The 24,676-nt window shown below is 69.4% G+C and carries 23 protein-coding genes; 14 read left to right on the top strand and 9 right to left on the bottom strand.

Translation table 11 applies throughout. The annotated features are described in order from the left end of the window. Window positions 1-134: 134 nt before the first annotated feature. The 10 genes from KSF81_RS18540 (at window position 135) to KSF81_RS18495 (ending at window position 9,926) form a co-directional block, all read left to right on the top strand. Complete coding sequence (locus tag KSF81_RS18540) at window positions 135-1,214, top strand: patatin-like phospholipase family protein (RefSeq protein WP_217380236.1); 1,080 nt, start codon at window positions 135-137, stop codon at window positions 1,212-1,214. A gap of 102 nt (window positions 1,215-1,316) precedes the next feature. Further along, window positions 1,317-1,832: a GNAT family N-acetyltransferase gene (locus KSF81_RS18535; protein WP_217380235.1), complete on the top strand. Its 516-nt coding sequence runs from the start codon at window positions 1,317-1,319 to the stop codon at window positions 1,830-1,832. A 320-nt stretch (window positions 1,833-2,152) separates the two neighbouring features. Beyond that, window positions 2,153-3,022 (top strand): hypothetical protein, encoded by an 870-nt coding sequence (locus KSF81_RS18530; protein WP_217380234.1) that lies wholly within the window; start codon window positions 2,153-2,155, stop codon window positions 3,020-3,022. Window positions 3,023-3,066: 44 nt separating this feature from the next. Next, window positions 3,067-4,035, top strand: a complete 969-nt coding sequence (locus KSF81_RS18525) for a hypothetical protein (RefSeq protein ID WP_217380233.1) — start codon at window positions 3,067-3,069, stop codon at window positions 4,033-4,035. 147 nt (window positions 4,036-4,182) lie between these two features. Next, window positions 4,183-5,324 (top strand): IS3 family transposase gene (locus KSF81_RS18520; RefSeq protein ID WP_254453610.1). Its coding sequence is split into 2 segments (ribosomal slippage): window positions 4,183-4,459 and window positions 4,459-5,324, totalling 1,143 coding nucleotides; the frame shifts between segments, so codons are not numbered across the junction. Window positions 5,325-5,518: 194 nt separating this feature from the next. Next, window positions 5,519-5,908, top strand: coding sequence for a response regulator (locus tag KSF81_RS18515; RefSeq protein ID WP_217380231.1), 390 nt, complete (start codon window positions 5,519-5,521; stop codon window positions 5,906-5,908). A gap of 412 nt (window positions 5,909-6,320) precedes the next feature. Continuing rightward, the gene (gene catA, locus KSF81_RS18510) at window positions 6,321-7,250 is read left to right on the top strand and encodes a catechol 1,2-dioxygenase (RefSeq protein WP_217380230.1); all 930 of its coding nucleotides are present in this window, start codon (window positions 6,321-6,323) and stop codon (window positions 7,248-7,250) included. 65 nt (window positions 7,251-7,315) lie between these two features. Further along, the gene (locus tag KSF81_RS18505; RefSeq protein ID WP_217380229.1) at window positions 7,316-8,473 is read left to right on the top strand and encodes a muconate/chloromuconate family cycloisomerase; all 1,158 of its coding nucleotides are present in this window, start codon (window positions 7,316-7,318) and stop codon (window positions 8,471-8,473) included. A gap of 10 nt (window positions 8,474-8,483) precedes the next feature. Then, window positions 8,484-8,762 carry a muconolactone Delta-isomerase gene (catC, locus tag KSF81_RS18500; protein WP_217380228.1) on the top strand — a complete coding sequence of 93 codons (279 nt, stop codon included), beginning with the start codon at window positions 8,484-8,486 and terminating at the stop codon, window positions 8,760-8,762. A 183-nt stretch (window positions 8,763-8,945) separates the two neighbouring features. Next, the gene (locus KSF81_RS18495; RefSeq protein WP_217380227.1) at window positions 8,946-9,926 is read left to right on the top strand and encodes a tripartite tricarboxylate transporter substrate binding protein; all 981 of its coding nucleotides are present in this window, start codon (window positions 8,946-8,948) and stop codon (window positions 9,924-9,926) included. 653 nt (window positions 9,927-10,579) lie between these two features. Here the strand turns inward: KSF81_RS18495 and KSF81_RS18490 are convergent. Continuing rightward, a complete protein-coding gene (locus KSF81_RS18490; RefSeq protein WP_217380226.1) occupies window positions 10,580-10,768 on the bottom strand; it encodes a tripartite tricarboxylate transporter substrate-binding protein in 189 nt (62 codons plus the stop codon). Between the two features lie 198 nt (window positions 10,769-10,966). Between KSF81_RS18490 and KSF81_RS18485 the strand changes: the two genes are divergently transcribed. From KSF81_RS18485 to KSF81_RS18475, 3 genes are all read left to right on the top strand, one after another. Beyond that, a complete protein-coding gene (locus KSF81_RS18485) occupies window positions 10,967-11,542 on the top strand; it encodes a peroxidase-related enzyme (protein ID WP_217380225.1) in 576 nt (191 codons plus the stop codon). A 94-nt stretch (window positions 11,543-11,636) separates the two neighbouring features. Continuing rightward, the gene (locus KSF81_RS18480) at window positions 11,637-12,593 is read left to right on the top strand and encodes a MoxR family ATPase (protein WP_217380224.1); all 957 of its coding nucleotides are present in this window, start codon (window positions 11,637-11,639) and stop codon (window positions 12,591-12,593) included. A 9-nt stretch (window positions 12,594-12,602) separates the two neighbouring features. Next, on the top strand, window positions 12,603-13,943 hold the full coding sequence (locus KSF81_RS18475; RefSeq protein WP_217380223.1) for a VWA domain-containing protein: 1,341 nt from the start codon (window positions 12,603-12,605) through the stop codon (window positions 13,941-13,943). 1 nt (window position 13,944) lies between these two features. Here the strand turns inward: KSF81_RS18475 and KSF81_RS18470 are convergent, their stop codons facing one another. Genes KSF81_RS18470 through KSF81_RS18460 form a run of 3 tightly spaced genes read right to left on the bottom strand, consistent with a single transcriptional unit; the run spans window position 13,945 to window position 17,517 of the window. Continuing rightward, window positions 13,945-14,769: an NADPH-dependent oxidoreductase gene (locus KSF81_RS18470; RefSeq protein WP_254453609.1), complete on the bottom strand. Its 825-nt coding sequence runs from the start codon at window positions 14,767-14,769 to the stop codon at window positions 13,945-13,947. A 31-nt stretch (window positions 14,770-14,800) separates the two neighbouring features. Beyond that, window positions 14,801-16,102 (bottom strand): alpha-hydroxy acid oxidase, encoded by a 1,302-nt coding sequence (locus KSF81_RS18465; RefSeq protein ID WP_217380221.1) that lies wholly within the window; start codon window positions 16,100-16,102, stop codon window positions 14,801-14,803. Beyond that, window positions 16,099-17,517, bottom strand: coding sequence for a UbiD family decarboxylase (locus KSF81_RS18460; RefSeq protein ID WP_217380220.1), 1,419 nt, complete (start codon window positions 17,515-17,517; stop codon window positions 16,099-16,101). Before KSF81_RS18460 ends, KSF81_RS18465 begins: the two co-directional genes overlap by 4 nt. A gap of 95 nt (window positions 17,518-17,612) precedes the next feature. On the opposite strand from KSF81_RS18460, the gene KSF81_RS18455 reads away from it, so the two are divergent. Further along, window positions 17,613-18,119 (top strand): TIGR02444 family protein, encoded by a 507-nt coding sequence (locus tag KSF81_RS18455; protein ID WP_217380219.1) that lies wholly within the window; start codon window positions 17,613-17,615, stop codon window positions 18,117-18,119. On the opposite strand, the gene KSF81_RS18450 is transcribed toward KSF81_RS18455, so the two are convergent. Genes KSF81_RS18450 through KSF81_RS18430 form a run of 5 tightly spaced genes read right to left on the bottom strand, consistent with a single transcriptional unit; the run spans window position 18,106 to window position 24,667 of the window. Next, window positions 18,106-18,891, bottom strand: coding sequence for an enoyl-CoA hydratase/isomerase family protein (locus KSF81_RS18450; protein WP_217380218.1), 786 nt, complete (start codon window positions 18,889-18,891; stop codon window positions 18,106-18,108). The genes KSF81_RS18455 and KSF81_RS18450 overlap by 14 nt on opposite strands. After that, entirely contained in the window at window positions 18,888-20,438 is a 1,551-nt protein-coding gene (locus KSF81_RS18445) for an AMP-binding protein (protein WP_217380217.1), read from the bottom strand. Before KSF81_RS18445 ends, KSF81_RS18450 begins: the two co-directional genes overlap by 4 nt. Continuing rightward, complete coding sequence (locus KSF81_RS18440) at window positions 20,431-20,940, bottom strand: (2Fe-2S)-binding protein (RefSeq protein WP_217380216.1); 510 nt, start codon at window positions 20,938-20,940, stop codon at window positions 20,431-20,433. Before KSF81_RS18440 ends, KSF81_RS18445 begins: the two co-directional genes overlap by 8 nt. Beyond that, window positions 20,928-21,755, bottom strand: coding sequence for a xanthine dehydrogenase family protein subunit M (locus KSF81_RS18435; RefSeq protein ID WP_217380215.1), 828 nt, complete (start codon window positions 21,753-21,755; stop codon window positions 20,928-20,930). The genes KSF81_RS18440 and KSF81_RS18435 overlap by 13 nt, the downstream gene beginning before the upstream one ends. Continuing rightward, window positions 21,752-24,667, bottom strand: coding sequence for a molybdopterin cofactor-binding domain-containing protein (locus KSF81_RS18430; RefSeq protein ID WP_256444351.1), 2,916 nt, complete (start codon window positions 24,665-24,667; stop codon window positions 21,752-21,754). The genes KSF81_RS18435 and KSF81_RS18430 overlap by 4 nt, the downstream gene beginning before the upstream one ends. Window positions 24,668-24,676 lie beyond the last annotated feature (9 nt).

The following is a 24,676-nucleotide window of genomic DNA, read 5'->3' as shown; positions in this document are numbered from 1 at the left end:
CCCACCCGGCACCGCGATCCCGGCGCTCCCTGCTGGCACTCGCGGGCTGTGGCGCGCTGGCCTCCGCTCTGCCGGCCTGCTCTCTCCCAACGCGGCTCGCGGCCGTACCGCGCGGGCGCACCAGCGCCGCAACGGTGCTCGGCGTCCCGAACGAGCGGTTCTACCCGACCGAAGCCGCGGGCCAGGCGGCGCTGCAGCGGGAGTTCGTCGCCGCCGTCCAGCGCCAGCTCGTGTCGCGCGGCCTGCCCCCGGACGTGCCGGACCTGGAGCTGGACCTGCTCGGCATCTCGGGCGGCGGCGAGAACGGGGCTTTCGGCGCCGGGCTGCTCAACGGCTGGACGGAGCGGGGCGGCCGGCCCACCTTCTTCCTGGTCACCGGCATCAGCACCGGCGCGCTGAGCGCCCCCTTCGCCTTCCTCGGCAGCGCCTGGGACGCGAAGCTGAAGAGCGTCTACACCGACATCACCCTGGCGGACGTGCTGATCCGGCGCGGCTACACCGCGGCGATCTGGGACGACGCCATGGCGGACAACAGCCCTCTGTTCCGCACCATCTCCCGCTATCTCGACGAGGCGATGCTGGCGGAGATCGCCCGCGCCTATGACGGCGGCCGGCTGCTGCTGATCGCCAGCTCCAACCTGGACGCGCAGGTGCCGGTGGTCTGGAACATCGGCGCCATCGCGCGGAGCGGCCATCCGAAGGCGCTGGAGACGGTGCGGCGGATCCTGCTGGCCTCCTCGGCCATCCCTGGCGCCTTCGCCCCGGTGCTGTTCGACGCGACGCTGGATGGGCAGCCTTACCAGGAATTGCACGTGGACGGCGGCGCCTTCGCCCAGGTCTTCCTCTACCCCGCCAGTGTCTCCCGGTTCCGCCGAGAGCGGATGACGCGGCGCCTGCCCGTTGCGCCGGCCCGCGCCTGGGTGATCCGCAACAGTCGACTGGACCCCGAATGGGCATCAGTGGACCGCCGCACGCTCGGCATCACCGGCCGGGCAATCACCTCCATGATCTCCGCCAGCGGGCTCAATGACGTGCTGCGGATCCACAATGCCACCGAGCGCGACGGGGTGGACTTCAACCTGGCCTATATTGGGCGGGACTTCACGGTGGAGTACGACAAGCCCTTCGAGCAGTCCTACATGCGCCCGCTGTATGAATACGGGCGGGAGCGCGCGCTGCGGGGCGACGCCTGGGTGAAGCGGCCACCGGTCTGAGGGCGGACGGAGGCAAGCCGGTTCCCACCGGCGCGGGGTAGGGCACCGGATTTCCGTGGGGAGGGAGCCCGGGGCCTGCCGCCTGGGCTGGAGGGAAGCACCATGGAGGCGGCGAACTATTCTGCGGCGGAGGTGCTCCGCGACGGGCGCCGGATCGAGATCCGTGCCCTCAGGCCGGCCGATCGCGACGGCCTCCTGGCGGCCGTGGGCCGCACCAGTGCCGAATCGCTCTACCGGCGCTTCTTCTCGATGCGCAAAAGCTTTTCCGAGCGGGAGATCGCGGGCTTCCTCGACATCGATTTCGGCGATCATGTTGCCCTGGTCGCGATGATCCGGGAAGGCGAGCAGGCCGTGATCGCCGGTGGGGGACGCTACGCCGTGATCCGGCCCGGGACGGCCGAGGTGGCGTTCGTGGTCGTCGATCAGTATCAGGGACAGGGCATCGGCGCCACGCTGATGCGGCACCTCGTAGTGATCGCCCGTAGCGCCGGGCTTCGGGAGCTGGTCGCCGAGGTCCTTGCGGGCAACGCCGCAATGCTGAAGGTGCTGCGGAAGAGCGGGTTGCCCCAGACCACCGAAACCGAGTCCGGGGTCGTGCACGTGACGCTCCGGCTTTGAGCCCCGGGGGCCTGGTGCTGCCTTTCTTGCGTTCCGGCGTCGGCATAGGTGACCAGCCGCGGCGCCACAGGCAGCACTGCTGCCTCCCTCGAATGTCATAACGGACACGGGCGGCATTGGCGGCACGATGGGCACGAGGACCGGATCCAGGCCAATGCCCGATGTCAGCGAGAGCCCGCGGTTGCGCACCAGTCCATCCAGACCGAATGTGCGGCGCTGCCGACTGCGGCGGCTCCCCTGTGAGCATGTCCGCCAACCGAGCGCCTTGTGATCCGCCGGGCTCCCCCGGTCGCGCGGGAACGCCCGTCGTGCCGCCCCGCTTGGCCATCGCCACCATGCTCGTCGTGCTCGCCGTCACCGCCTGCACTCGGCCAGACTATACGTCGGTGCGGGACTGGGCCAGCACCGCGAACCTTGCCGTGGGCTACCCGGTTGCCACGGAGCCTTGCCAATTGCCATCGGGGTACGTCGCCGCGCCGAGGCCGCCGGACCCGCGGGGCGACGGCGTGCGTGCCATGCAGGAGGCGCTGGCGACCTACCTCTCGGCCCTGTCCACCCTCGCGGCGGACGGCGTCCTGCCCTACCGCGAGGATCCCTTTGCCGAGCTGGCGTCGCAGGCCGCAGGGGCGAACCAAGCCGGCGCCCAGGCCGTCACGGGACTCGGCGCCCTGCTGCGGAAAGCGACAATTGACAACGCCCAGGCGCCACAACTGGCTGGCACGATCAAGCAGGCGGACGGAAACCTGCAGGCACTGGTCGCTGCCCTCGTTGCGGCAGTGCCGGAGACCGATGCAGGCCTGACGGAGGACCGCCGGACGATGGCGGCCACCTACGCAGCGCTCGAGCAGGAGGCCCGCGACCCGGCGGCGCGGCAGGCCGCCCGCGATGTCGCAGCGCTACGCGACCGGGAGTTTGCGGCGCGCGTGGCCGCGCGCCATACCTATCTCAGCATCCTGGCGCAGGTCGCGGTGGGCCATGTCCTGCTCAAGGAGCGCGCCTCCCACCTCTCGCAGGAGGAGACGGCGCGACAGGTCCGCACTGCGCGGGATCGGCTGCTCCGCGCGGCGGCACCGCTGCCGGCCCTCCTCGTCGTCGCCCCGGGTGGCATTGCTTGCCCATCGACGCCCATACCCGAGCTCCCGTGGCGGACCGGCGTCGGCGGCCAGTCCTCCGTGACCTCTCCCCGGTAATGCGGCCGCCCCACCGCCGGCTGGTCGCTCTGTGGCTGGCCGTGGTGCTGGCCTGCGTCGGCCGGAGCGAGCCCGCGGCGGGGCAGGCAGCCCCGGGCGAGGCCGCGGTCCGCCTTCAGGCGGCCGCCGACCTGCAACCGCGGCGGGGCGCCCTGCTTGGCCTCATGGGCTACAACATGACCCCAGACGGGTCCGCCAATGCGATCACTGTGAACCGCGGCTCAACCAGCCCAGGCCACGGCGAGGCCGCCCCGACGCTCACCCTCGGCCAGTTCGGCTTCGGCTTCACCCTGAGCGAGTCCTTCCCCCTCTTCCTCGAGAGCTACCTCGGCTATGCCCGCTACGACCCGCGCACGCTCCTCACCGGCTCCGGCGCGCGTCAACTGCCGCTGCGGTGGAACAACGTCGCTGCGACCATCGGCATCGGCTGGGACATCCGCCTGACGGACTACTTAGTCCTGCGGCCGATCCTGAACGGCGCGGCCGGCTACGCGGCCGGTGACTCAGCGCTGTTCGGGGCGTTCGTCAAACACCGCACCGACGTCGAGCTTTCGACGCTGACAGACTTGCACGCCAACGTCGCAGGCTATGGTGGCTCGCTGATGCTCGCCTATTACGACCACCGCCCAGCGCGGGACATCGACGTCGAACTTCGGTACACGCAGATTCGACTGGAGACCTTCGGCGATACCCTCCAGGCCGTGCGCGGTGGCGCGACGGCGCGGACCCTGGGACTGTGGGCACGGTACCGCTGGCCGACCGGGCGGGAGGCCTTTGGCCGCCCGATCCGTTGGGTGCTGGACGGGTCGGCGACGAGCTACCTGGGCGACCAGCGCGAGGCGCTCGGCTTCGCCTGGGCACTGAAGATGGGCGGCGGGATCGAGTTCGACGTGGGCCGCCACGAGGTCGGAGCGGCCGGCATCAATCTGTCGCGGGTGCGCCTGATCGGCCGCTATATGGTCGGCGACCGCGGCGTGACCGGCGCCTCCTTCGGCATCGGCATCAGCTTCTGAGCTCAAGTTTGGCCATTCATGCAGCGTGGCAGGGCGTGTGGGCGATGCCTTCGCGGAGTGCCGGGTGACGGATTCCTCGCCTGAGGTGTCCCCCGGATTTTGGACAGGCGGTTGAGCTTGGTCTGCCTGCGACAAGAACGGACCCGGATGACGGGCAAGCGGAAGCGATACACGGCGGAGTTCAAAGTGAAGGTGGCGTTGGATGCGCTGCGGGGTGAGCTGACGACGGCGCAGCTGGCTGCCAAGCACGGCATTCACCAGACGATGGTCGGTGAGTGGAAGCGGCAGGCCATGGAGGGGCTGACGGCGGTGTTCTCCGGCAAGGCAGCGGCGCAGGAGAGCGCGAAAGCGGCCGAGGCGGATGTCGAGAAGCTGCACGCCAAGATCGGGCAGCTGGTGGTGGAACGGGATTTTTTGGCGAAAATGTCCGGTCGATGAGCCTCGATCAGCGCCGCCAGATGATCGAGCCGGAGCACCCGCGGCTGTCGGTGGTGCGGCAGTGCGAGTTGGTCTCGATCAGCCGGTCGGGGCTCCACCATCGGCCCGCGGGCGAGACGGCGCTGAACCTCGAGCTGATGCGGCTGATCGACGCGCAGTTCCTGGAGACGCCCTGGTATGGCTCGCGGCAGATGGCGCGGCATCTGTGCCGGGAAGGTTATGGGGTCGGCCGCAAGCGCATCCGGCGGCTGATGGCGAAGATGGGCCTGGCGCCGATCTACCAGCGGCCGCGGACGAGCACGCCGCAGCCCGACCACCAGGTGTTTCCCTACCTGCTGCGGGAGCTGGTGACCGGCCGCCCGAACCACGTCTGGTGCGCCGACATCACCTATCTGCCGATGCGGCGCGGCTTCCTCTCCCTGGTCGCGGTGATGGACTGGGTGACGCGGAAGGTGCTGTCTTGGCGGGTGTCGAACACCCTGGATGTGGAGTTCTGCCTCGAAGCCCTGGAAGAGGCGCTGGCGCGGTTCGGGCGGCCGGAGATCTTCAATACCGACCAGGGCAGCCAGTTCACCTCGCCGCGCTTCACCGGCCTGCTGCAGCAGGCTGGGGTGCGCGTCTCGATGGACGGCTGCGGCCGCTGGATGGACAACGTGTTCATCGAACGGCTGTGGCGTAGCCTGAAGTACGAGTGCGTCTACCTGCATGCCTTCAAGACCGGCTCGGAGCGGCGGGCCGGACTGGCGAAGCGGATCGGCTACTACAACGCCGGACGCCGACACAGCACCCTGGCGGGGCAGACCCCCGACGAGGCGTATGGGATGGGTGAGATGGAAAGATGGGCGGCCTGACGACAACCAGGACCGAGTTTACCCAGGCCGTCAAACTGTCCGGAGAATGGGGACCACCGCAGAGTAAGCGGCGGTTTTCAGTTGAGTGAATCCACCTACTCAACGAACTCTCCTCGATGTCATCGCTTCGTCATCTCGGGATAGCGAACAGCAGCCGGGAGCGGGGGCGCGCTGCGCAGAACAAAGGGCTGCGCATGGATGTGCTTGTGGTCGAAGACGAGGTGCTCCTGCGGGAGGTCCTCACCGAAAGCCTTGAAGCTGCCGGTCTACAAGTCGCTGGGGCTGCCAGCGCTGAAGCCGCGCTCGAGGCCATGCTGGCACATCCTGGTCAGCCACCTCCGCCAGTGCTGGTAACGGATGTGAACCTTGGCCGCGGATGCATGGATGGTTTCGCGCTCGTGGCCGAGCTGCGCCATCGGTGGCCTGCGCTGGGTGTCGTAGTCATGAGCGGCTACGCGCCGAATCTGGCCCGCTGTGTCGCTCTGGCACCTCACGAACGACACCTGCTGAAGCCCTTTGCGCCAGGCGCGCTCGTCCGAGCCGTCCACGAGCTCGTATCCCCAGTGATCGCATCATCACGTTAGCTGTCCGTCTTGGAGGTGTCCCGATGAACAAGCTCCAAATGGACCCGCCCCTTGGAGGCGGAACGCCGCCGCAGTTCATTGTCAGGGCGCAGCGCGTGGCTCGACCGCTTGGGAAGGCCCAGCGTTGGCATTGTGCCGGAACGTCAGCCAGGCGCGGACCCAGATCGCGGGGTTGGATTGCACCGACTCATTACCCGCTGGCCGGTGTTGGGTTGGTAGAGTGGTTCTCCCTGCAGCCGGCGGCTGCCGCTAGGGTGCCGCGGATTTCCTCCGAGGGTTGGTCGCGGTGGCCTATCCTGCCGGCGTCGGAGGACGGGGCAGGGCACCCAGGCCTTCCTGTCGTGCAAACGCCGGAGCGCATCGAGCAGGAACCCAGTGAAGTGCCGGCACGAAGCTGGTGTGGAGGAAATCGATGACCGATTCCGTGACCAACACTCCCGAGGTGCAGCAGTTGCTGAACCATGCCGCCGGGCTTGATCAGCCAGGCGGGAACGAGCGCCTGAAGCACATTGTGCATCGCATTGCGACCGACATGTGCCGCGTGATCGAGGAGTTCGACATCACCCCCACCGAGTTCTGGACGACGGTGAGCTACATCACCCGACTCGGCCAGGCCAATGAGGCCGGGCTGCTCGTCGCCGGGCTGGGCATTGAAGCCTTTCTCGACATGGTGATGGACGAAAAGGAACGCCGCGCCGGTCTGCAGGGCGGCACACCGCGCACCATCGAGGGGCCGCTCTACATCACCAACGCGCCGCTCTCGAAGGGCGAGGCCCGGCTGGACCAGGACCCGGAGAAAGGCGAGGTGCTGTTCATGGAGGGGCAGGTCAGGGACACGGAGGGCAAGCCCATCCCCGGTGCCATCGTGGACGTCTGGCACGCCAATACCAAGGGCGGCTACTCATTCTTCGATCCATCGCAGAGCCCCTACAACCTGCGCCGGCGCATCGAGACCGACGCCGAGGGCCGCTACCGCTTCCGTACCATCATGCCCTCGGGCTACGGCTGCCCACCGGAGGGGCCGACGCAGCAACTGCTCGACGCACTCGGCCGGCATGGCAAGCGCCCCGCGCACATCCACTTCTTCGTCGAGGCGCCGGGCTACCGGAAGCTGACCACGCAGATCAACATCGCGGACGACCCGTACCTGCACGACGACTTCGCTTTCGCCACCCGCGAGGGGCTAATCCCGGAGCTGATCCGCCACACCGATCCGGCGGAGATCAAGGCCCTCGGCCTAAAAGAGCCCTTCGCCACGATCCACTTCGATTTCGAGCTGAACCGGGAGGCCGCGAACCTGCCGGAGGCGGTGGTCGTGCGCGAGCACGCCAAGGCCGCGTAACCCGGGGAAGCAGTGCTGCCCTGCGGGGCGGCGCGACCCTAGCCACATCCAAGCCGGAGGCTTCCATGCCAGCCCCCTGTCCCGAGGCAAACAGCCCCACCCGCGACCTCGCCGTCGCCTCCGTTCGCAGCACCATCGTGGACGTGCCGACGGTGCGCCGGCACAAGCTGTCCCAGACCTCCGTCACCGCCCAAAGCTACGTCATCGTGCAGCTTCGTCTCGCCAACGGCGCCGAGGGCATCGGCGAGGCGGCCACGCTGGGCGGCCCGCGCTGGAGTGAGGAAAGCGTCGAGGCCATGAAGGCCAACATCGACGCCTACCTCGCCCCTGCCATCCTGGGCCAGCGTGCCGACCGCTTCGAGGCGGCCGGCATCCGCCTGGACCAGGCGGCCAAGCGCAATAATGCCGCCAAGGCCGCCATCGAGACAGCGCTGTTCGACGCCGTGGGCAAGACCCTCGACCTGCCCGCCGCTGCCCTGCTCGGCGGCGCGGTGCGGGACCGCTTTCCCGTGCTCTGGACGCTGGCCTCCGGCGACCCGGCGCAGGAGGTGGAGGAGGCCGAGCGCAAGCTGGAGGCCCGCCTGCACCGTACCTTCAAGGTCAAGATCGGCGCGCAGCCGCCCGAGGCCGACATGGCCCGGATGCGCCAGCTCGCCCGCGCGCTGGAAGGCCGCGCCGAGCTGATCGTGGACGCCAACCAGGCCTGGGACGAGACGGTGGCGGCGCGCTGCCTGCCCCAGCTCGCGGAGATGGACATACGCCTGGTGGAGCAGCCCGTGCCGGCCTGGAACATCGGCGCCATGGCCCGGCTGCGCGCGCGGTCCGGCACGCCGCCGCTGCTGGCGGACGAATGCGTGTTCGACGCGCACGACATGCTGGCGGTGGCGCAGGCGGCTGCGGCCGATGCGGTGTCGCTCAAGCTGGTGAAGCATGCCGGGTTGCTCGGGGTGCGCAAGGTGGCGGCGGTGGCGGAGGCGGCCGGCATCGGCCTCTATGGCGGCTGCCTGCTGGAGAGTTCGGTGGGGGCTGCGGCGCACCTGCAGGTCTTCGCCACCTTCCGCGAGCTGGAATGGGGCTGCGAGCACTTCGGGCCGCAGATCCTGACCGGCGAGTACGTGGCGGAGCCGCTGCGCTTCGAGGATTTCCATGTCCACCTGCCGACCGGACCCGGCATCGGCGTCGTCCTGGATGAGGACAAGCTGCGCCACTACGCGCGGCGATAGGAGAGACACCATGCTCTACCATGTCAGGATGGACGTGCGGCCGCCGCACGGCATCGACCCGGCGGAGTTCGAGCGGCTGAAGGCGGAGGAGAAGGCCCGCGCCCAGGATCTGCAGCGCCAGGGCAAATGGGTGCACCTGTGGCGGATCGCCGGGCAGTACTCGAATATCTCGGTGTTCGACGTGACGGATCACGACGAGCTCCACGGCATCCTCTCCTCGCTGCCTCTTTTCCCCTTCATGGAGGTCGCCGTCACCCCGCTCGCCCGGCATCCCTCGGCGGTCGCGTAGGGGCCCGGTGCCGTCGGGAGCATAGGCAGGCAGCATCATCTGGATCATTGGTGATGCGCGTTGACAGTGGCATCGGGCGGCCTGCCGTGCCTCTATGCAACCCGCTGGGCGGCTGCGCAGGCACCCAGGGAGGCAGTGTCCCGCCCCCAGCCAGCCGGTGCGCCAGCCTTCGGGAGGTGACCCATGCAGCGACGTTTCCTGGTCTTCGGCCTCGCCGCAGGACTGCCGGCGGTGGCTGCGATTTCGCCTGTGACGGGCAGGGCCCAGTCCGCCTCCTGGCCCGACCGGCCGTTGCGGATCATTGTGCCCTTCCCGCCGGGCGGTGCGATCGACGCCATGACCCGGCTGCTCGCACCACGTCTGTCGGATGCCTTGGGGCAGCCTGCGGTGGTGGAGAACCGCACCGGCGCGGGCGGCACCATCGGCAGTGCCGCCGCCGCCCAGAGCACGGACGGCCACACGCTGTTGATGGTGTCGATCGCGCACGCCGTGAACCCCGCGCTCTACCCCCGGCTGCCCTACGACAGCATCGCCGACTTCGCTGCTGTGGCGCCGGTCGCGATCGTGCCGAACCTGCTGGCAGTGCCGGCGGCCCGACCCTGGCGCAGCCAGGCCGATCTGGTCGAGGCCGCCCGCAAGCAGCCCGGCGAGTTGACCTATGGCTCGGCCGGCAGCGGCACCTCGATCCATCTGGCCGGGGCGCTGTTCTGCGCAATGGCAGGGATCGAGATGATCCATGTGCCCTATCGCGGCTCGGGCCCGGCGGTCGCCGACCTGGTTTCCGGACGGCTGGATGCGATGTTCGACAGCGTCACCTCCGCCTCGCCACACATTGCTTCGGGCCGGCTGCGGGCGCTGGCGGTCACCACCGGGCGACGCATCGCCGCCTTTCCGGAACTGCCCACCGTGGCCGAGGCAGGGGTGCCCGGCTACGCCGTGGATCCGTGGTTTGTGATGCTGGCGCCACGGTCGCTGCCAACCGCTGCGCGGGAGCGCGTCGGCGGCATCGTAGGGCAGGCGCTGCAGGATCCCCCCGATCCGCGAACGCTTCGCGGCGATCGGTGCGGAGCCGATGACGGGAGACGCGGCTTCGCTGGAGAGCCTGATTGCCAGCGAGACCGCGAAATGGGGCGACCTCATCCGCCGGCTCGGTATTCAGCCTGACTAGGTGTTTGGTCCTGGGATGAGATGGTGTGGGTTGATCCCGAAGATGGTGGGCTTCATTGCCCAGGCATCGCAGATCGCCTGGAAGGCGTCCGCCGTAATCGGGGCGGATTCCCGGGCTGATCAGGCCGGTGCGGCGGGTGAAGATCCGGTCAAACCGCGCCCGCAGCGCCGCCGCCTGGCTGGGGCAGGGCTCGTGCTGCCAGGCCTTCAGGTCGGTGTAGAGCCACCAGATCAGGGTTCGGGTGAGTTCGATGGCGCGGCGTTGCTCGTCGGTGGTGGGCACCAGCTTGTGCACCAACCGCTCGGCATGGATCCAGCAGAGCGCATGGATGCCGCTTGGGCCAGTCCCGCCGCCGTCGGTTGCCTGCTCCATCCCGGAAGGCCGCGACGGTGGCCGCGGCGGAAGCCCCGTAAGCCGAGCTACCTCGCCCCGCAAGGCTTGGTTCTCAGCCTTCAGGCTCGTCATCGTCGCTTGCTGCGCCTCACTGGCGACCTTCAACCGTGCGACCTCCGACGCCAGCCCACCGATGAGGTCCCGCAGTTCAGCGAGCGAGAGGGTCTCCAGCGACGCGGCATCCGGCGGTGACATGCTCAGCGTGAATCACGCCGCCGCCCCTAGCGCAACCACCATGCCCAGTGATTTGCCCCGGTTACCCAGTGGTGATGACGCCGAGCGTGTAGCCATCGGCCGGCGATTTCGCCATCTGCTCGGTGCCGATATTGCCGCCCGCGCCGGGCCGGTTGTCGATGACGATCTGCGGTGCCCCCGGCAGTTCCTGGATGGCGGACACCAGCAGCCGCGCAACCATGTCGGCGCCGCCGCCGGGCGGGTAGGGCACGATCAGCCGCGCCGGCCGGGCCGGTCAATTGGGATCGGCGCGCAGGGGTTGCGGCAACGCTGCGCCGGCCAGCAGGCTGAGTGCAGCGCGGCGGGTGGTCCTGACGCATTCTGTCATGTTGTTCCGCCTCGCGGCTTCCATCCCCGGGATGCAGCATGTATCCGTCCGGCTTCGGGCTCAATGGAGAGGAACAGACCCATGCCGGCCGCCCCCAAGATCAGCAGCTTCCCCATCCCGACGTTGGAGGAGGTGCCCGAGGATATCCGCGCCCGCATGCTGGCGGTGCAGGAGAAGGCCGGCTTCATCCCCAATGTCTTCCTGCTGCTGGCCCGCCGGCCGGAGGAATTCCGCGCCTTTCTGGCCTATCACGACGCCCTGATGGACAAGCGCGAGGGGCTTACCGCGGCGGAGCGGGAGATGATCGTGGTGGCGATCAGCAGCGCCAATCAGTGCCAGTACTGCGTAGTGGCGCATGGCGCCATCCTGCGCATCCGGGCCAAGGAGCCGGCCATTTCGGAACAGGTTGCGGCGAATTGGCGCAAGGCCGACATCACCCCCAGGCAGAAGGCGATGCTCGGCTTCGCCATGAAGGTGTCAGAGGCAGCGCATCTGGTGGGCGAGCCGGATCGCCAGGCGCTGCGCGAGGCCGGCTTCGAGGAGGAGGAAATCTGGGACATCGCCGCCATCACCGCTTTCTTCTCGATGTCGAACCGCCTGGCGAATGCGACCGACCTGCGTCCCAACCGCGAGTTCCACGCCATGGGCCGAGGTTGAGCGGGGGCCAATTTGGCGCCGCGCGCGGCCCGCGCTAAGACCGGAAGCCCGCCAGGAGGTCCAGGATGCCCAATCATAGGGGCGCGCCCGCCGCATGAGTGCCGCTTTCCACGAATTGCTCCATTCCATCGAGGCGACGGAGCGCGGGCTGGAGGATGCCGGCTATATCGCCAGCCGGCCGATCTCCACCGCCGTCTACCTGGCGCATCACCTGCGCAAGCCGATCCTGGTGGAAGGGCCGGCCGGGGTCGGCAAGACGGAACTGGCCAAGGCGGTCTCCGCCTGGCTCGGCATCCCGCTGGTGCGAATGCAGTGCTATGAGGGGCTGGACGAGTCCAAGGCCCTCTATGAGTGGAAATACGGCAAGCAGCTTCTCTATACCCAGATCCTGAAGGATCGGCTGGGCGCCGTGCTGGGCGAGGAGCCGGGGCTGGAGGCGGCATTGAGCCGGCTGCACGGATTCAGCGACCTGTTCTTCTCCGAGCATTTCCTGGAGCCGAGGCCCCTGTTGCGGGCGCTGCGGGAGCCTGGCGGCGCGGTGCTGCTGGTCGATGAGGTGGACAAGGCCGACCAGGAATTCGAGGCCTTCCTGCTGGAGATCCTCTCCGACTACCAGGTGAGCATCCCGGAAATCGGCACCGTGCACGCCACCGTGCCGCCGATTGTGCTGCTGACCTCGAACAGCATGCGCGACCTCGGGGATGCGCTGAAGCGCCGCTGCCTGCACCTGCATATCGGCCTACCCGATGCGAAGCTGGAGGGCCGCATCGTCGCCACCCGCGTGCCGGGGATCGAGGCCGGGTTGCGTCGGCAATTGGTGAGCTTCGTGCAGCAATTGCGCACCCTGGACCTGAAGAAACTCCCCTCGGTCAGCGAAACCATCGACTGGGCCCGCGTGCTGGTGCTGCTGCATGCCCATGATCTGGACCCCGACCTGGTGCGGAATACGCTGAACGTGCTGCTGAAATTCGAGAACGACATCGAGGTGGCGGAACCTCAACTCGGCGCCATGCTGCAGAAGGCGCGGCGCGAGGTGGAGTCGGTGCGCTAGAGCCGGGCCATGCGCGGTCCCCTCCTTGACTTCTTCCGTGCCGCGCGCAGTGCCGGGCTGCGCATCTCTCCGGCCGAGAGCATCGATGCGGTGCGCGCGGTGGAGGTGGTGGGCTTCGACGAGCGCGAAAGGCTGCGCGACACGCTCGGCCTGGTGCTCGCCAAGACGCTGGAGGAGAAGCGGCAGTTCGAGTCCTGCTTCGATCTGTTCTTCAGCCGCGACAGCTTCCGCGCCGAGGTGCCAGCCGGGCCCGACAGCTCGCCACCTGCGCTGCCAGGCCAGTCCGGCGGCGAGAGCGCCGGCGGAGGTGGCGGCGGCGCGCTGGCGCGGATGCTGCTGGAAGGCGACCAGGCCGGCCTTGCCGCGGTGATGGAACGCGCTGCGGTGGCCATCGGCCTTTCCAACATCACGCTGTTCACCCAGGTGAACCTGTTCACCCGCCGCATCCTGGAACAGATGGGGCTGCAGGCGCTGGAGCAGGAGATCGCCCGGCAGGGCGAGGCCGCCGGCCGCCTGCGCCAGGGGCGCGACTGGCTGCGGGGGCAGGTGCGCGACTTCGTGCAACAGAACCTGCAACTCTTCGCCGAGGGCGAGAACCAGCAATACCGTGAACGCCGCTTGCAGCAGACCCGCCTCACCGCCATCGACCGCCGCGACCATGCGCGGATGCGCCTGCTGGTGCGCGCCATGGCGCGTCGCCTGGCCACGCAATATGGCCGCAACCGCAAGCGCGAGCGGCGCGGCGTGCTCGATACCCGCCGCACCCTTCGCCGCAACATGGGCTGGGACGCGGTGCCCTTCCTGACCGTATGGAAGCAGGAGCGGATCGAGAAGCCACGTCTGGTGGTGCTCTGCGATGTCAGCGGCTCGGTCGCTGCGCTGTCGCAATTCCTGCTGCTGTTCCTCTATTCGCTGAACGAAGCCCTGTCGGGTCTGCGCTCCTTCGCCTTCGCCGGAGAGCTGATCGAGGTCAGCAACATCCTGGAGCGGGAGCCGATCGAGCGCGCCATCCCTGCGGTGCTGGAAAAGATCGGCTTCGGCTCCTCCAATTACGGCAATGCGCTGGCGGATTTCGAGCGTGGCTGGATGCAGATCCTGGACAGCCGCACCACCGTCATCATCCTCGGCGACGGCCGCGGCAACCGCAACGATCCGCGCGTCGAGATCCTGAAGCGCATGGCGGACCGGGCGAAGCAGATCATCTGGCTCAATCCGGAGGTCCGCACCGTCTGGGGCACTGGCGATTCCGACATGCCTCGCTACGCGCCACATTGCCGCATCACCGCCGTCTGTAACACATTGCAGCATCTGGAGCGGATCATCAGCGACCTGCTGCGCGACGGCGCCTGAGCTACCTCAACCTGAATCCCATCCCGTCCAGCGCGGCACGCATCCGGTCGCGCCCGGTCAGCGCCGCGGTGGTGCCGATGCGAGCCATGACGCGCGGCGTCCAGGCCTGGTCGCCCATGCCGTTGCGCTGCGAGAACTCGCGCATCGCGGCATCATAGGATTCCACCGCCCCGGCCTCCGCAGTCGCGTCATACTGCTCGCGATGCAGCACGGCGGCTTGCGGAAGCCGCGGCTTCACCTCCGCCTGCACCGCGGGATCGGGCCAGCCGATGCAGAGACCGAAGACCGCCATGACATTGGGCGGCAGGCCGAGCTCCGCCGCGACCTCCTCCGGCTTGTTGCGCATGGCGCCGATATAGACGCCGCCGAGGCCGAGCGATTCCAGCGCCACCACCGCATTCTGCGCCGCCAGCGCGGCATCCAGCGCGGCGACCAGGAAGGCCTCCATGTAGTCCAGTCCTTCCAGCGTCTTCCCGCGCGCCTCGCCGAGCCGGGCCAGGCGCGAAAGATCGGCCAGCCAGACCAGCAGCAGCGGGCATTGCGCCACGAATTTCTGCCCTGCCGCCAGCGCCGAGAGCCGCGCCTTGCGCTCCGGGTCCTCCACCGCCAGCACGCTCCAGGTTTGCAGGTTGGAGGAGGTGGCGGCGGACTGCGCGGCCGCCACCACCATCTCCAGCGCCCCCGGCGGCAATGGCCGCGGCAGGAAGGCGCGCACGGAGCGGTGCGAGAGCAGCAATTCCAGCACTGCGTTCAGCGGCCCCTCCGCTGGTGGCGCATCCGCCCCGTAGCGGGCGCGCAGCAGATCGGTGGCGGGGGTCTCAAGCAAGGCGGTTCTCCGAAGGGCAGGCGTCATGGGGTCATGCCTCGGCCAGGCGCCGCCGCGGCGCTTCCGGCAGCGCGGCATTGCCTGGCGGGTCGAAGTGAATCGCGTTGGGATGCAGCACGGTGGCGCGCATCGCCTCCTCGACCGAGCGCACGCCGCCCTGGCCGAAGGTGCCGCGGATCTCCTCCTGGAAGGCCGCCATGGCATGGTCGCCGCCCGCCGTACCGAGCGCAGCGACGGACCACATGAAGGCGCGGCCGGAGAAGGTGAAATCGGCCCCCACCGCCAGCGAGCGGAATACATCGAGCCCGGAGCGGATGGAACCGTCCAGCAGCACCTTCGCCCGCCCGCCGAGTGCCGCGGCGATGGCCGGCACGGTATCGATCGCCGCCGGCGCGGCATCGAATTGCCTGCCGCCATGATTCGACACCCAGATGCCGTCCACCCCCAACGCTGCGGCGCGCTCGGCATCCTCCGGGTGCTGGATGCCTTTCAGAACCAGGGCGCGCGGCCAGATTTCGCGGAACCGCGCGATGTCCTCCCAGGTGATGCCGGTGGTCATGCGCGCATGCACGAAGCCGGCAAGCTCCGCATTGCTGGCGCTCTCGCCCACATATTTGCGCAGGTTTTCGAAGCGCGGCTGGCCCTTCTGCAGCATCGACAGCGCCCAGAGCGGGGCACGCGCGATGTCGAAGACGGTACGCGGGCGGAAGCGGAAGGGTACCACCAGCCCGTTGCGCACATCATGCACGCGCTTCTGCCGCAGCGGCACGTCCAGCGTCAGCACCAGCGCATGGGCACCCGCCGCTTCCGCCCGTTGGATCAGGTCCACCGAGACCGCGTGGCTGTTGCCCGGCAGGCCGTAGAGCTGGAACCAGAAGACATCCGGCGCGAGTTGCGCCAGCCGCTCCATCCCGACATTGGCGACGGTGGAGCTGACATAGGGGACGCGCGCCGCCTGCGCCGCCGCCGCCAGGATCGCATCCGCCTCCGGCCAGATCATGCCGATATTGCCCATGGGCGCGACGCCGACCGGCATGGCGTAGTCCCGCCCGAAGAGCGAGGTGGCGGTGGAGACCTGGCTCACATCCAGCGCGTAGCGGGGCACGATCCGCACCGCATCCATCGCGGCGCGGTTATGCGCGACATTCGGCGCGCCGTCGCCGACGCCACCTTCGACGAAATCATAGGCGAAGCGGGCGACGCGCAGCTTCGCGTGGCGCTGAAGGTCGCCGAAAGCGGGGAAGCGCCGGCGCATCCGGGCCGCCGGTGTCTCGGTGGCGCCGGCGCCCCAGCCCTGCGGCTTTCCCGTGTTCCCCGTGCTGCTGCCACTCATGCTTCGCTCCCCAATGCCTCGCGCCACGCCGTGCCCGCCACCGGGTCCAGCACATCCTGCAAGCGGATGGCGATCTGGCCAGGCACGGAGATGCGCTTGAACCGCATCTCCGGCGCATTCAATGGCCGTGTCGCATCCAGCCCCATCTTGGCGCCGAACCCATCTTCCGTGGAGGGATCGAGGCGCGAGCCCTGCGCGCCCGGGATCACCAGCAGGTCGCGATCCGCCTGGAACCGCGTCGCCACCGCCCATTCCACCTCGTTGGGGTCGTGGATATCCACATCCTCGTCCACCACCACCACCTGCTTGATGTCGTAATGCCCGCCGAAGGCGCCAAGGATGACGTTCTTCGCCTCGCCCTCGGAGCGCTTCCGCATCTGCACCGTCAGGTGGTAGCGCATCACGCCGCCACGCCCGAGATGCACATCGGTCACGCCTGGGAAACTGCGTTGCAGATGCGTGAGCAGGGTCGCCTCGCGCGGGATGCCGCCCAGCAATAGATGCTCGAGCCCGCCGCCCACGATGGTGTGGAAGATCGGCCGCCTGCGCGTCGTCACCGCATCCACCTGCACCACATGGCGCTTCGCCCGCTCGCCGTAATACTGCGGGAATTCGCCGAAGGGGCCTTCCTCCTCCCGCGTATCGCGCAGGATGCGACCCTCGATGACGATCTCCGCCTCGGCCGGAACGCGCACGGCATTGGTTACGCATTGCACCACCGGCAGTGCCGCGCCATGTAGCGCGCCGGCGATCTCCAGCTCATCCGCATCGAGCGGTGCAATGGCCTGGGAGGCCAGCAGGGTCAGCGGGTCGATCCCGACCACGATCGCCACCTCCAGATCCTGCCCCATCTCCTCCGCCATGTGCAGATAGGCGAGGGTGTGGCGCGGCAGCAGCAGCACGCCGAGCCGGTCCGGCGCATTCAACTGCAACCGGTGGATCGTCACGTTCTGCACGCCGCTGCGCGGATTGCGGGAGATCAGCAGGCCGGCGGTGATGTAGGGGCCACTGTCATGCTCGTTATGGGTCGGTATCGGCAACAGCCGGGCCAGGTCCACCGGCCGGTGGACCACCTCCTGCACCGGTGCTGCGCTCACTTCCCGCCAGGGCAGGGGCGTGGCGGCGGCGTCCTGGAAGCGGCGGAGCAGTTGCGCGGGCGGCACGCCCATCGCCTCCGCCATCCAGCCGCGGTCGGAGATCAGCCCGGAGACCACGGGAACCGCATGGCCACCGGGATTCGGGAAGACCGTGGCCTTGCGCCCATCCAGCCGATTCGCCACTGCGGCGATCTCATGCACCAGCGACAGGCCGCGCCGCGCCACGGCCAGCCTCTCCCGCGCCGCGAGATGGTCCAGCCAGTCGCGCAGCCGCGTGACGGGCTTCGCGGCCTCCTGCTGGCTGCTCTCCGCTGGCATCCGATCCTCCATGCTCTGGCGCGGCCTGGGATTATGCACCCTCTGCGCCGGACGCATAGCTTGCCCACGGCCGTACCCTGATCCAGACTCGCGGCATGGAAGGGGACACGCTGCAGCCGGAGAATGCCTTCTGGCATTTTTCCCTCGCGGTCTATGCCGCACCGGGGGTCCAGGACGCCTGCCTCGCATTGCAGGACCGCTTCGGGCTGGACGTGAACCTGGCGCTGTTCTGCGCCTGGGCCGGTGCCGGGCGGGGCATGGCGCTGGCGCCGGCGGATGTAGCGGAGGCGGCCGCACTGGTGCAAGACTGGCGGGAGGAGGTCGTGGCGCCGCTCCGTAACCTGCGCCGCCGGCTGAAGCCGCGGCCGGAGGCACCGGTCAAGGCGCTCCGCCAGCGTGTGGCGGCGCTGGAACTGGAAGCGGAGCAACTGCAACAGGCGATGCTGTTCCGCATGGCGGCAGGCTGGCTGGCGGCGGCGCCAAGCCGCGGACTGGCGCTGCGCAACCTACATGCGCTGCTGGCCTGGTCCGGCGCCGGGGAGGGGACCGCCGCGGCCACAGCCCTGCTGGCCACGGCGGCCGAGGCCGCTAACGCCCCTTGAACAGCGGCGCACGCTTCTCGTGGAACGCGCGCACCCCCTCCGCGAAGTCCTCCGAGGTGCGGAGCCGGCTGTAGCAATGCCCCTCCAGCTCGATGGCGGTATTGAGCAGCGCATCCTCGGTATCATTCAGCAGCTTCTTCGCGGTGCGCTGCGCCAACGGGGCAAAGCCGATTAACTCCTGTACCAGCGCCTCCACCGTGGCTTCCAGCCTGTCGTCCGGCACCACCTCGGTGGCGATGCCCCAGTCCAGCGCCTGCTTCGCCGGAATCCGGCGGGAGCGCATGACGATATCCTTGGTGCGGGTGATGCCGACGATCTTCTGCAGCCGCGCCGAACCGCCCGAACCCGGGATCTGCCCCAGCTTCTGCTCCGGCAGCGCATATTGCGTGGTCTCCGAACAGATGCGGAAATCACAGGCGAGGCTGATCTCGAAGCCGACCCCGAAGGTGAAGCCGCGATTGGCGGCAATGACCGGCTTCGAGCAGCGCGCCGGCGCGGCGATGTTCCAGGCCAGCTTCGAGACCACCTCCGGCGAGGATTCCAGGAAGCCCTTGATATAGCCGCCGGAGGAGAAATGCTCGCCTTCCGCGCGCAGCACGATGACGCGCATCTCTTCCATCTCGTCCAGCGCCTCGAAGGCGCGGCGAAGCTGGTCACGCTGTGGCATGGAGATGACGTTCAGCGGCGGCCGGTGCAGCACCAGATCAGCCCGTGGCCCAGCCAGCTCCACCCGGAATCCGTCCAGGCCGGTCAGGCGGGGATCGTCGCTCATATACTTTGCTCCTGGTCTGTCTTGGGGGCGGCGAGGCGATAATCGCCCTCCACCAGCTTGCGGCGCAGCAGCTTGCCGACAGGCGAGCGCGGCACCTCCTGCACAAAGATGAAGCGGCGCGGCCGCTTGAAATTGCTGAGGCCGGAGTCGCGGCAATGCCGGTCCAACTCCGCCGCCGTTACCCGGCCGTGCGCGGCGACAAAAGCCGTGACGATCCTGCCCCAGCGTGTATCCGGCAGGCCGACCACGGCGACCTCGGCCACCGCCGGATGTAGCGAGAGGCAGCTCTCGATCTCGACCGGGGAGACGTTCTCGCCGCCGGTGATGATCATGTCGTCCACCCGGCCGGTGACGAAGAGATCGCCATCGGCATCCAGGAAGCCGGTATCGCCGGTGAAGTACCAGCCCTGCCGCAGGGCCTTCGCATCCGCCTCCGGGCGGCGCCAATAGCCCTCGAAGGATTCGTCGCCGGCCAGCAGCGCGATGACCTGGCCTTCCTCGCCCACCGCCGCCGCATCCTGCGGCCCCGCCGCATCCAGTCGGACCACCCGCACCATCTGGTTGATGCCGGCGCGGCCTGCACTGCCCGGCTTGCGTGGCGCCGCCTGGTCGATGGTGAAGGTGTAGATTTCCGAACTGCCATAGTGGTTGACGAACAGCTCCGGCCGGAACGCCGCCTCCAACGCGCGCAGCAACCCGTCCGTCATGGAGGCGCCGGCGAAGCCGAGTTTCCGCACCGAGGAGACATCCGTTGCCGCGAAGCGCGGATGATGCAGCAGGTCATGGTAGAGGGTCGGCACCAGATAGAGATTGCTGACCCGCTCGGCCTCGATCAGCGCCAGCGCCGCGGCGGCATCGAAGCGCGGCAGGCAGACGAAGGTGCCGCCGATCAGCGACATCGCCAGCAGGGAGCGCACGCCCATGGTGTGATAGAGCGGCATCACGCCAAGCGTCCGCTCGCCATGCGCATAGAGGTTCTGCGCCACATGCGCCACCGCCGCCGCGCGCTCCGCCCGGTGCCGCCGCGGCACGCCCTTGGGGCGGGATGTGGTGCCGGAGGTATAGAGCATCACCGACCAGTCCTCGGCCGCGGCGCGCGGCGCCACCTCCGGCGCGCTGCCCTGGACCAGTGCGTCGAAGCCGGTCTCGCCGGGCCCGGGCGCATCGAGCGCGATGCGGGGCAGGTGCAGTGCCGCCGGCGCGGCCGCAACCGCCTCCGCCGAGACCACCTCGAAGACCACGGCGCGGGCTTCGGCATCGGCTATCGCGTAGTCCACCTCGTCCACCTTGGCACGCCAGTTCAGCGGCACGATGATGAGGCCGGCAAGCTGGCAGGCCCAGTGCAGCGTCGCCGCCTGCCAGCGGTTCTGCAAGACGGTCAGCATGCGGTCGCCACGCCGCAGCCCAAGATTATCCAGCCCCGCGACCAGCGCGGAGATCTTTGCGTGCCACTCGGCATAGCTGAGCCGCAGATCGCCATCCACCAGCGCCAGGGCGTGCGGGTCGCGCGCCACGCTGGCCATGAAGCTGGTGCCGAGGTCAAGCATCCCCCGCCTCCTTCGCAAGCCGTTCGGCGGCCGCCAGCGCGGCGCGCAGGATCGGCGCATAGCCGGTGCAGCGGCAGAGATGGCCGGACAGCACCTCCCGCAAGGCAGCCTCGTTCGGGCGCCGATGCTCGCGCAGGAAGGCGTCGAGCGACATCAGGATGCCTGGCGTGCAGAAGCCGCATTGCAGCCCGTGATGCTCGCGGAACGCCTCCTGTAGAATGGAGAGCCGGTCCGGCGCCGGCGCCAACCCCTCCACCGTGCGGATTGCCGCGCCTTCCATCTGCACCGCGAGCGTCAAGCAGGCGCGTGCCGGGGCACCGTCGATCTGCACCGTGCAGGCACCACAGACGCCGTGCTCGCAGCCGACATGCGTGCCCGTCGCGCCGAGTTCGTACCGCAGGAAATCCGAGAGCAGCAGGCGCGGCTCCGCCTCGCCCTCCACCGCCTTTCCGTTCAGGGTGAGGTGCAGCCAGTGGCGCTGCCCGGCCTTCAGGCGCGGCATGCGGCGGCTTCCTCCAGCACGGCGCGGCCGAGGCGGCGCACCAAGTGGCGGCGATAGGCGGCGGTGGCGTGCAGGTCGTCGCGTGCCTCCAGCGACCAGGCGAATTGCTCCAGCGCATCCTCCAGCGCCGGGTCACTAGGCAGGGGAAGGGCCCGTGCGACTGGGCGGTCCGCGACTCCGCCCACGGCCAGCCTGGCCGAGCGCGCGTCCACCACCGCGGCGCAGGCGGTGATGGCGAAGTCGCCATGCCGGCGGCCGACCTCGCGGAACGCATGGCCGCTGTCTGGCGCCGCATGGGGCAGGGTGATGGCTTCGATCATTTCCTCCTCCGCCCGCGTGGTCGCCATCATGCCGGTGAAGAATTCCTCCGCCGCCACGCGCCGTGCGCCGCGCCGGGAGCGGAGATGCACATGGCCCCCCATCGCCACCAGCACCAGCGGGATTTCCGCACTGGGATCGGCATGCGCGACCGAGCCGCAAAGCGTGCCGCGGCTGCGCGTCTGGGCATGACCCACCCAGGGCAGGGCTGCGGCCAGCAGCGGCTGCTGCCGCGCTAGCCCGGGCCGAGCCTGCAATGCCGCCTGGCGGATGCCGGCGCCGATCCGCAGCGCCCCCGCCGCATCGGCCACCTCGCGCAGCGCGGCGATAGGCATGATATCCACCAGCAGCGCCGGTCGCGCCAGCCGCATGTTCAGCATAGGCAGGAGGGATTGCCCACCGGCCAGCACCCGCGCCTCCGTCCCCGCCTGGTGCAGCGCCTCCAGCGCCTCCTCCAGCGTCTCGGCGCGCAGATAGTCGAAGGGCGCTGGCTTCATCGGCGCCAGCCGAGCAGCCGCAGCAACCGGGCGAAAATCCCCTCGCGCGGGGCGCTGCCACCGCCGGCATGCGCGGCGAGGGCGGCGAAGAACTGCCGGATCACCAGCCGCGCTGCGCCATCCAGCAGTCGGCCGGCGATGCTGGCCACCTTGCCGCCGATCTCCGCCTCGTAGCGGTAGCCGATGCGCGTGCGTTCCGGCCCATCCTCCGCCAGGGTGACGCGGCCGGTGCCGCGGCCGAAGCCGAGCGCGCCCTCGGCACCGCCGCTGAGCGTCACCGCCTGCGGCGCATCCAGATCCGAGAGGGTCAGCGCCACGCGATACCGGCCTTTCACCGGTCCGACTCCCAGCGTGACCTCCGCCCGGAATTCCGTCTCCGAGACCCGCTGCACGTCATGCGCGCCAGGCACCACCGCCGCCAGGGTGGTGGGGTCGAGCAGCATGGCCCAGACTCGCTCCCGCGGCGCGGCGACCATGGCGCTGCCCTCGCCGAACAATTGCCGCCCGCCCGCAACAGGCACGGCGCCGCCGCCTGGCCGCGCCGCTTCTGGGCCATGGATATGTGCCGCCAGCCGTGCCGGCAGCAGCGGCAGGGTCACATCCTTGAGGCCCAGCGCATCCGCCACTGCATTGGCGATGCACACGGGGGTGGACATGCAATTGCCCTCGCCCACCCCCTTGGCGCCGAGCGGCGTGAAGGGGGAGGGAGTCTCGTGATGCAGGGTCACCGGCTCCGGTACTTCCATCGCGGTGGGCACCAGGTAGTCGGCGAAGGTGCCGGTGGCGAAGCTGCCATCCGCGCCGTAGCTATGCTCCTCGAACAGCGCGGCACCGAGCGCATGCGCGAAGCCGCCCGTCACCTGGCCGGCGACCATGCCGGGATGCAGCACGCGGCCGCAATCATGCATGGTGACATAGCGGTCGATCCGCACCTGGCCGGTGGTGCGGTCCACCTCCACCCCGCAGAAATCGAAGATGAAGCCGTGGCAGAGCGAGGAGTTCACCGCATCAGCCTCATCCGGCGCGGTGAGTTCCGGGGGTGTCCAATACGCCGTCTCGCGCACTGCCTGGTCCATATCGGCGGGCAGCGTGCCAGGCGCCCAGTGGCTGGCGGAGGCGACACGGGCGAAGGGCAGGGCATTGTCTGGATTGCCGCGCGCGAAGATGCGGCCGCCGGCGAAAACCACATCCTCCGTCGCCACATTCAACTGCGACGCGGCGATACGCGCGAGCCGCCCGCGCAAGCGCTCCGCCGCGAGCTTCGTCACCCCTGCCACCGCCGGTGCGAAGCGGCTGGCGTAATTGCCCGAGGCAATGGACCAGGCGTCCTTCGCCGTGTCCATCTCCGTCACCACCCGCACATCCTGCGGGTGCAGGCCAAGCTCATCCGCCACCACCTGCGCCAGCACCGTGCGATGCCCCTGGCCTTGCGGGGTCGAGGCAACATGCACCGTCGCCGAACCGACCGGGTCGAGGTTGATCGTCGCCGTCGCCTGCGCGCCGTTCTTCGGCCCGGCCCGCTGCCGCTCCGCCGGCGTCAGCACCGCGGAGATATAGCCCATATTGGAGACGCTCGGCTCCACCACGGCGGTATAACCGATGCCATAGAGCCGCCCCTCCGCCCGCGCCGCATCGCGCCGCGCCAGCAGTTCCGCATGGCCGCCCCCGGCCAGCGCCGCCTCCAGCGCCGCGCGGTAGTCGCCGGAATCGAGCAGCGCGCCGCTGGCGGTGCGGTAGGGCATCGCCGACGCCGGCACCAGGTTGCGGCGGAGGACCTCCAGCGGATCGAGGCGCAATTCCAGCGCGATCCGCTGCACCAGCCGTTCCAGCGCAAAATAGACCTGCGGCCCGCCGAAGCCGCGGTTGAGCCCGGTCGGCGCCTTGTTGGTCAGCACCACGCGGTTGCGGATGGCGACATGCCGCACCGTATAGGCGCCGGTCATGTTGCCATGCATGCGATACAGTGTGGCCGGTTCCGGCGCCCGGAGATGCGCGCCGCAATCCTCGATCTGGTCCCAGTCGAGCGCGGTGATGCGGCCATCCGCCTCCACCGCCGCCGCCAGCCGCGTCGCACGGTTGGTGGCGACCGAGGAGGCCGCCAGATGCTCCAGCCGGTCCTCGATCCATTTCACCGGGCGGCCCGCCACGCGTGCCGCGGCGGCGATCAGCACGATATAGGGAAACACCCCCTGCTTCACGCCGAAGCTGCCGCCCGAGTCCGGCGGGGTGCGCAGCCGCAGCCGGTTGCCCGGCACCCGCAGCGCGCGCGCGATCACCGCGTGGATGCTGAAGGGGCCCTGGAAATTCGCCAGCACGTCATAGGCATCGGCGCCGGGCTCGTATTCCGCCACCACGCCATAGGTCTCGATCGGCGTGCAGGCGTTGCGCGGATAGTCGATCTCCACCGCAATCCGGTGCGGCGCCGCGGCGAAGGCGGCCTCCGGGTCGCCGTAGCGGAAGCTGCGGTCGCTGGCGAGATTGCCTTGGAGCCCGGCATGCAGCACCGGCGCATCCGGCTCCAGCGCCGCACGCGGCGCCACCACGGCGGGCAGCGGCGCGTAGCGGATCTCGATCAGGTCGAGCGCGTCCTCCGCCAGGTAGCGGTCCCGCGCTACCACCACCGCCACCGGCTCGCCGACATAACGCACGCGGTCGGCAGCGATCGGCCAGCATTCCATCGGCGCCTTCACGCCCACCACCAGGCTGCTGGTCAGCGCCTGGATATCGGCGCCGGTCAGCACCGCGGCGACGCCGGGCAGGGCGCGCGCGCGCTCCACTTCCACGCGTTCGATCAGCGCATGGGCATGCGGCGAGCGCAGGATGGCGGCGTGCAGCGTGCCGGGCGGGGTGCCGCAATCATCCATGTAGCGGCCACGGCCGGTGAGCAGCGCGGCATCCTCGACCCGTGGCAGGGACTGCCC

It is taken from the genome of Siccirubricoccus sp. G192 (genome assembly GCF_019084075.1).
Lineage (GTDB): Bacteria > Pseudomonadota > Alphaproteobacteria > Acetobacterales > Acetobacteraceae > G192.
The sequence above is the reverse complement of the archived record's forward strand: the minus strand, read 5'-3'. Positions and strand labels throughout refer to the sequence as shown.

What these genes read in the sequence shown, in the direction of transcription:
- KSF81_RS18460 (WP_217380220.1), bottom strand. Translation starts at nt 17,517, where the DNA reads ATGCCAGCGGAGAGCAGCCAGCAGGAGGCCGCGAAGCCCGTCACGCGG.
- catC (WP_217380228.1), top strand. Translation starts at nt 8,484, where the DNA reads ATGCTCTACCATGTCAGGATGGACGTGCGGCCGCCGCACGGCATCGAC.
- catA (WP_217380230.1), top strand. Translation starts at nt 6,321, where the DNA reads ATGACCGATTCCGTGACCAACACTCCCGAGGTGCAGCAGTTGCTGAAC.
- KSF81_RS18465 (WP_217380221.1), bottom strand. Translation starts at nt 16,102, where the DNA reads ATGAGTGGCAGCAGCACGGGGAACACGGGAAAGCCGCAGGGCTGGGGC.
- KSF81_RS18450 (WP_217380218.1), bottom strand. Translation starts at nt 18,891, where the DNA reads ATGAGCGACGATCCCCGCCTGACCGGCCTGGACGGATTCCGGGTGGAG.
- KSF81_RS18515 (WP_217380231.1), top strand. Translation starts at nt 5,519, where the DNA reads ATGGATGTGCTTGTGGTCGAAGACGAGGTGCTCCTGCGGGAGGTCCTC.
- KSF81_RS18485 (WP_217380225.1), top strand. Translation starts at nt 10,967, where the DNA reads ATGCCGGCCGCCCCCAAGATCAGCAGCTTCCCCATCCCGACGTTGGAG.
- KSF81_RS18455 (WP_217380219.1), top strand. Translation starts at nt 17,613, where the DNA reads ATGGAAGGGGACACGCTGCAGCCGGAGAATGCCTTCTGGCATTTTTCC.
- KSF81_RS18475 (WP_217380223.1), top strand. Translation starts at nt 12,603, where the DNA reads ATGCGCGGTCCCCTCCTTGACTTCTTCCGTGCCGCGCGCAGTGCCGGG.
- KSF81_RS18440 (WP_217380216.1), bottom strand. Translation starts at nt 20,940, where the DNA reads ATGCCGCGCCTGAAGGCCGGGCAGCGCCACTGGCTGCACCTCACCCTG.
- KSF81_RS18505 (WP_217380229.1), top strand. Translation starts at nt 7,316, where the DNA reads ATGCCAGCCCCCTGTCCCGAGGCAAACAGCCCCACCCGCGACCTCGCC.
- KSF81_RS18480 (WP_217380224.1), top strand. Translation starts at nt 11,637, where the DNA reads ATGAGTGCCGCTTTCCACGAATTGCTCCATTCCATCGAGGCGACGGAG.
- KSF81_RS18435 (WP_217380215.1), bottom strand. Translation starts at nt 21,755, where the DNA reads ATGAAGCCAGCGCCCTTCGACTATCTGCGCGCCGAGACGCTGGAGGAG.
- KSF81_RS18495 (WP_217380227.1), top strand. Translation starts at nt 8,946, where the DNA reads ATGCAGCGACGTTTCCTGGTCTTCGGCCTCGCCGCAGGACTGCCGGCG.
- KSF81_RS18445 (WP_217380217.1), bottom strand. Translation starts at nt 20,438, where the DNA reads ATGCTTGACCTCGGCACCAGCTTCATGGCCAGCGTGGCGCGCGACCCG.
- KSF81_RS18535 (WP_217380235.1), top strand. Translation starts at nt 1,317, where the DNA reads ATGGAGGCGGCGAACTATTCTGCGGCGGAGGTGCTCCGCGACGGGCGC.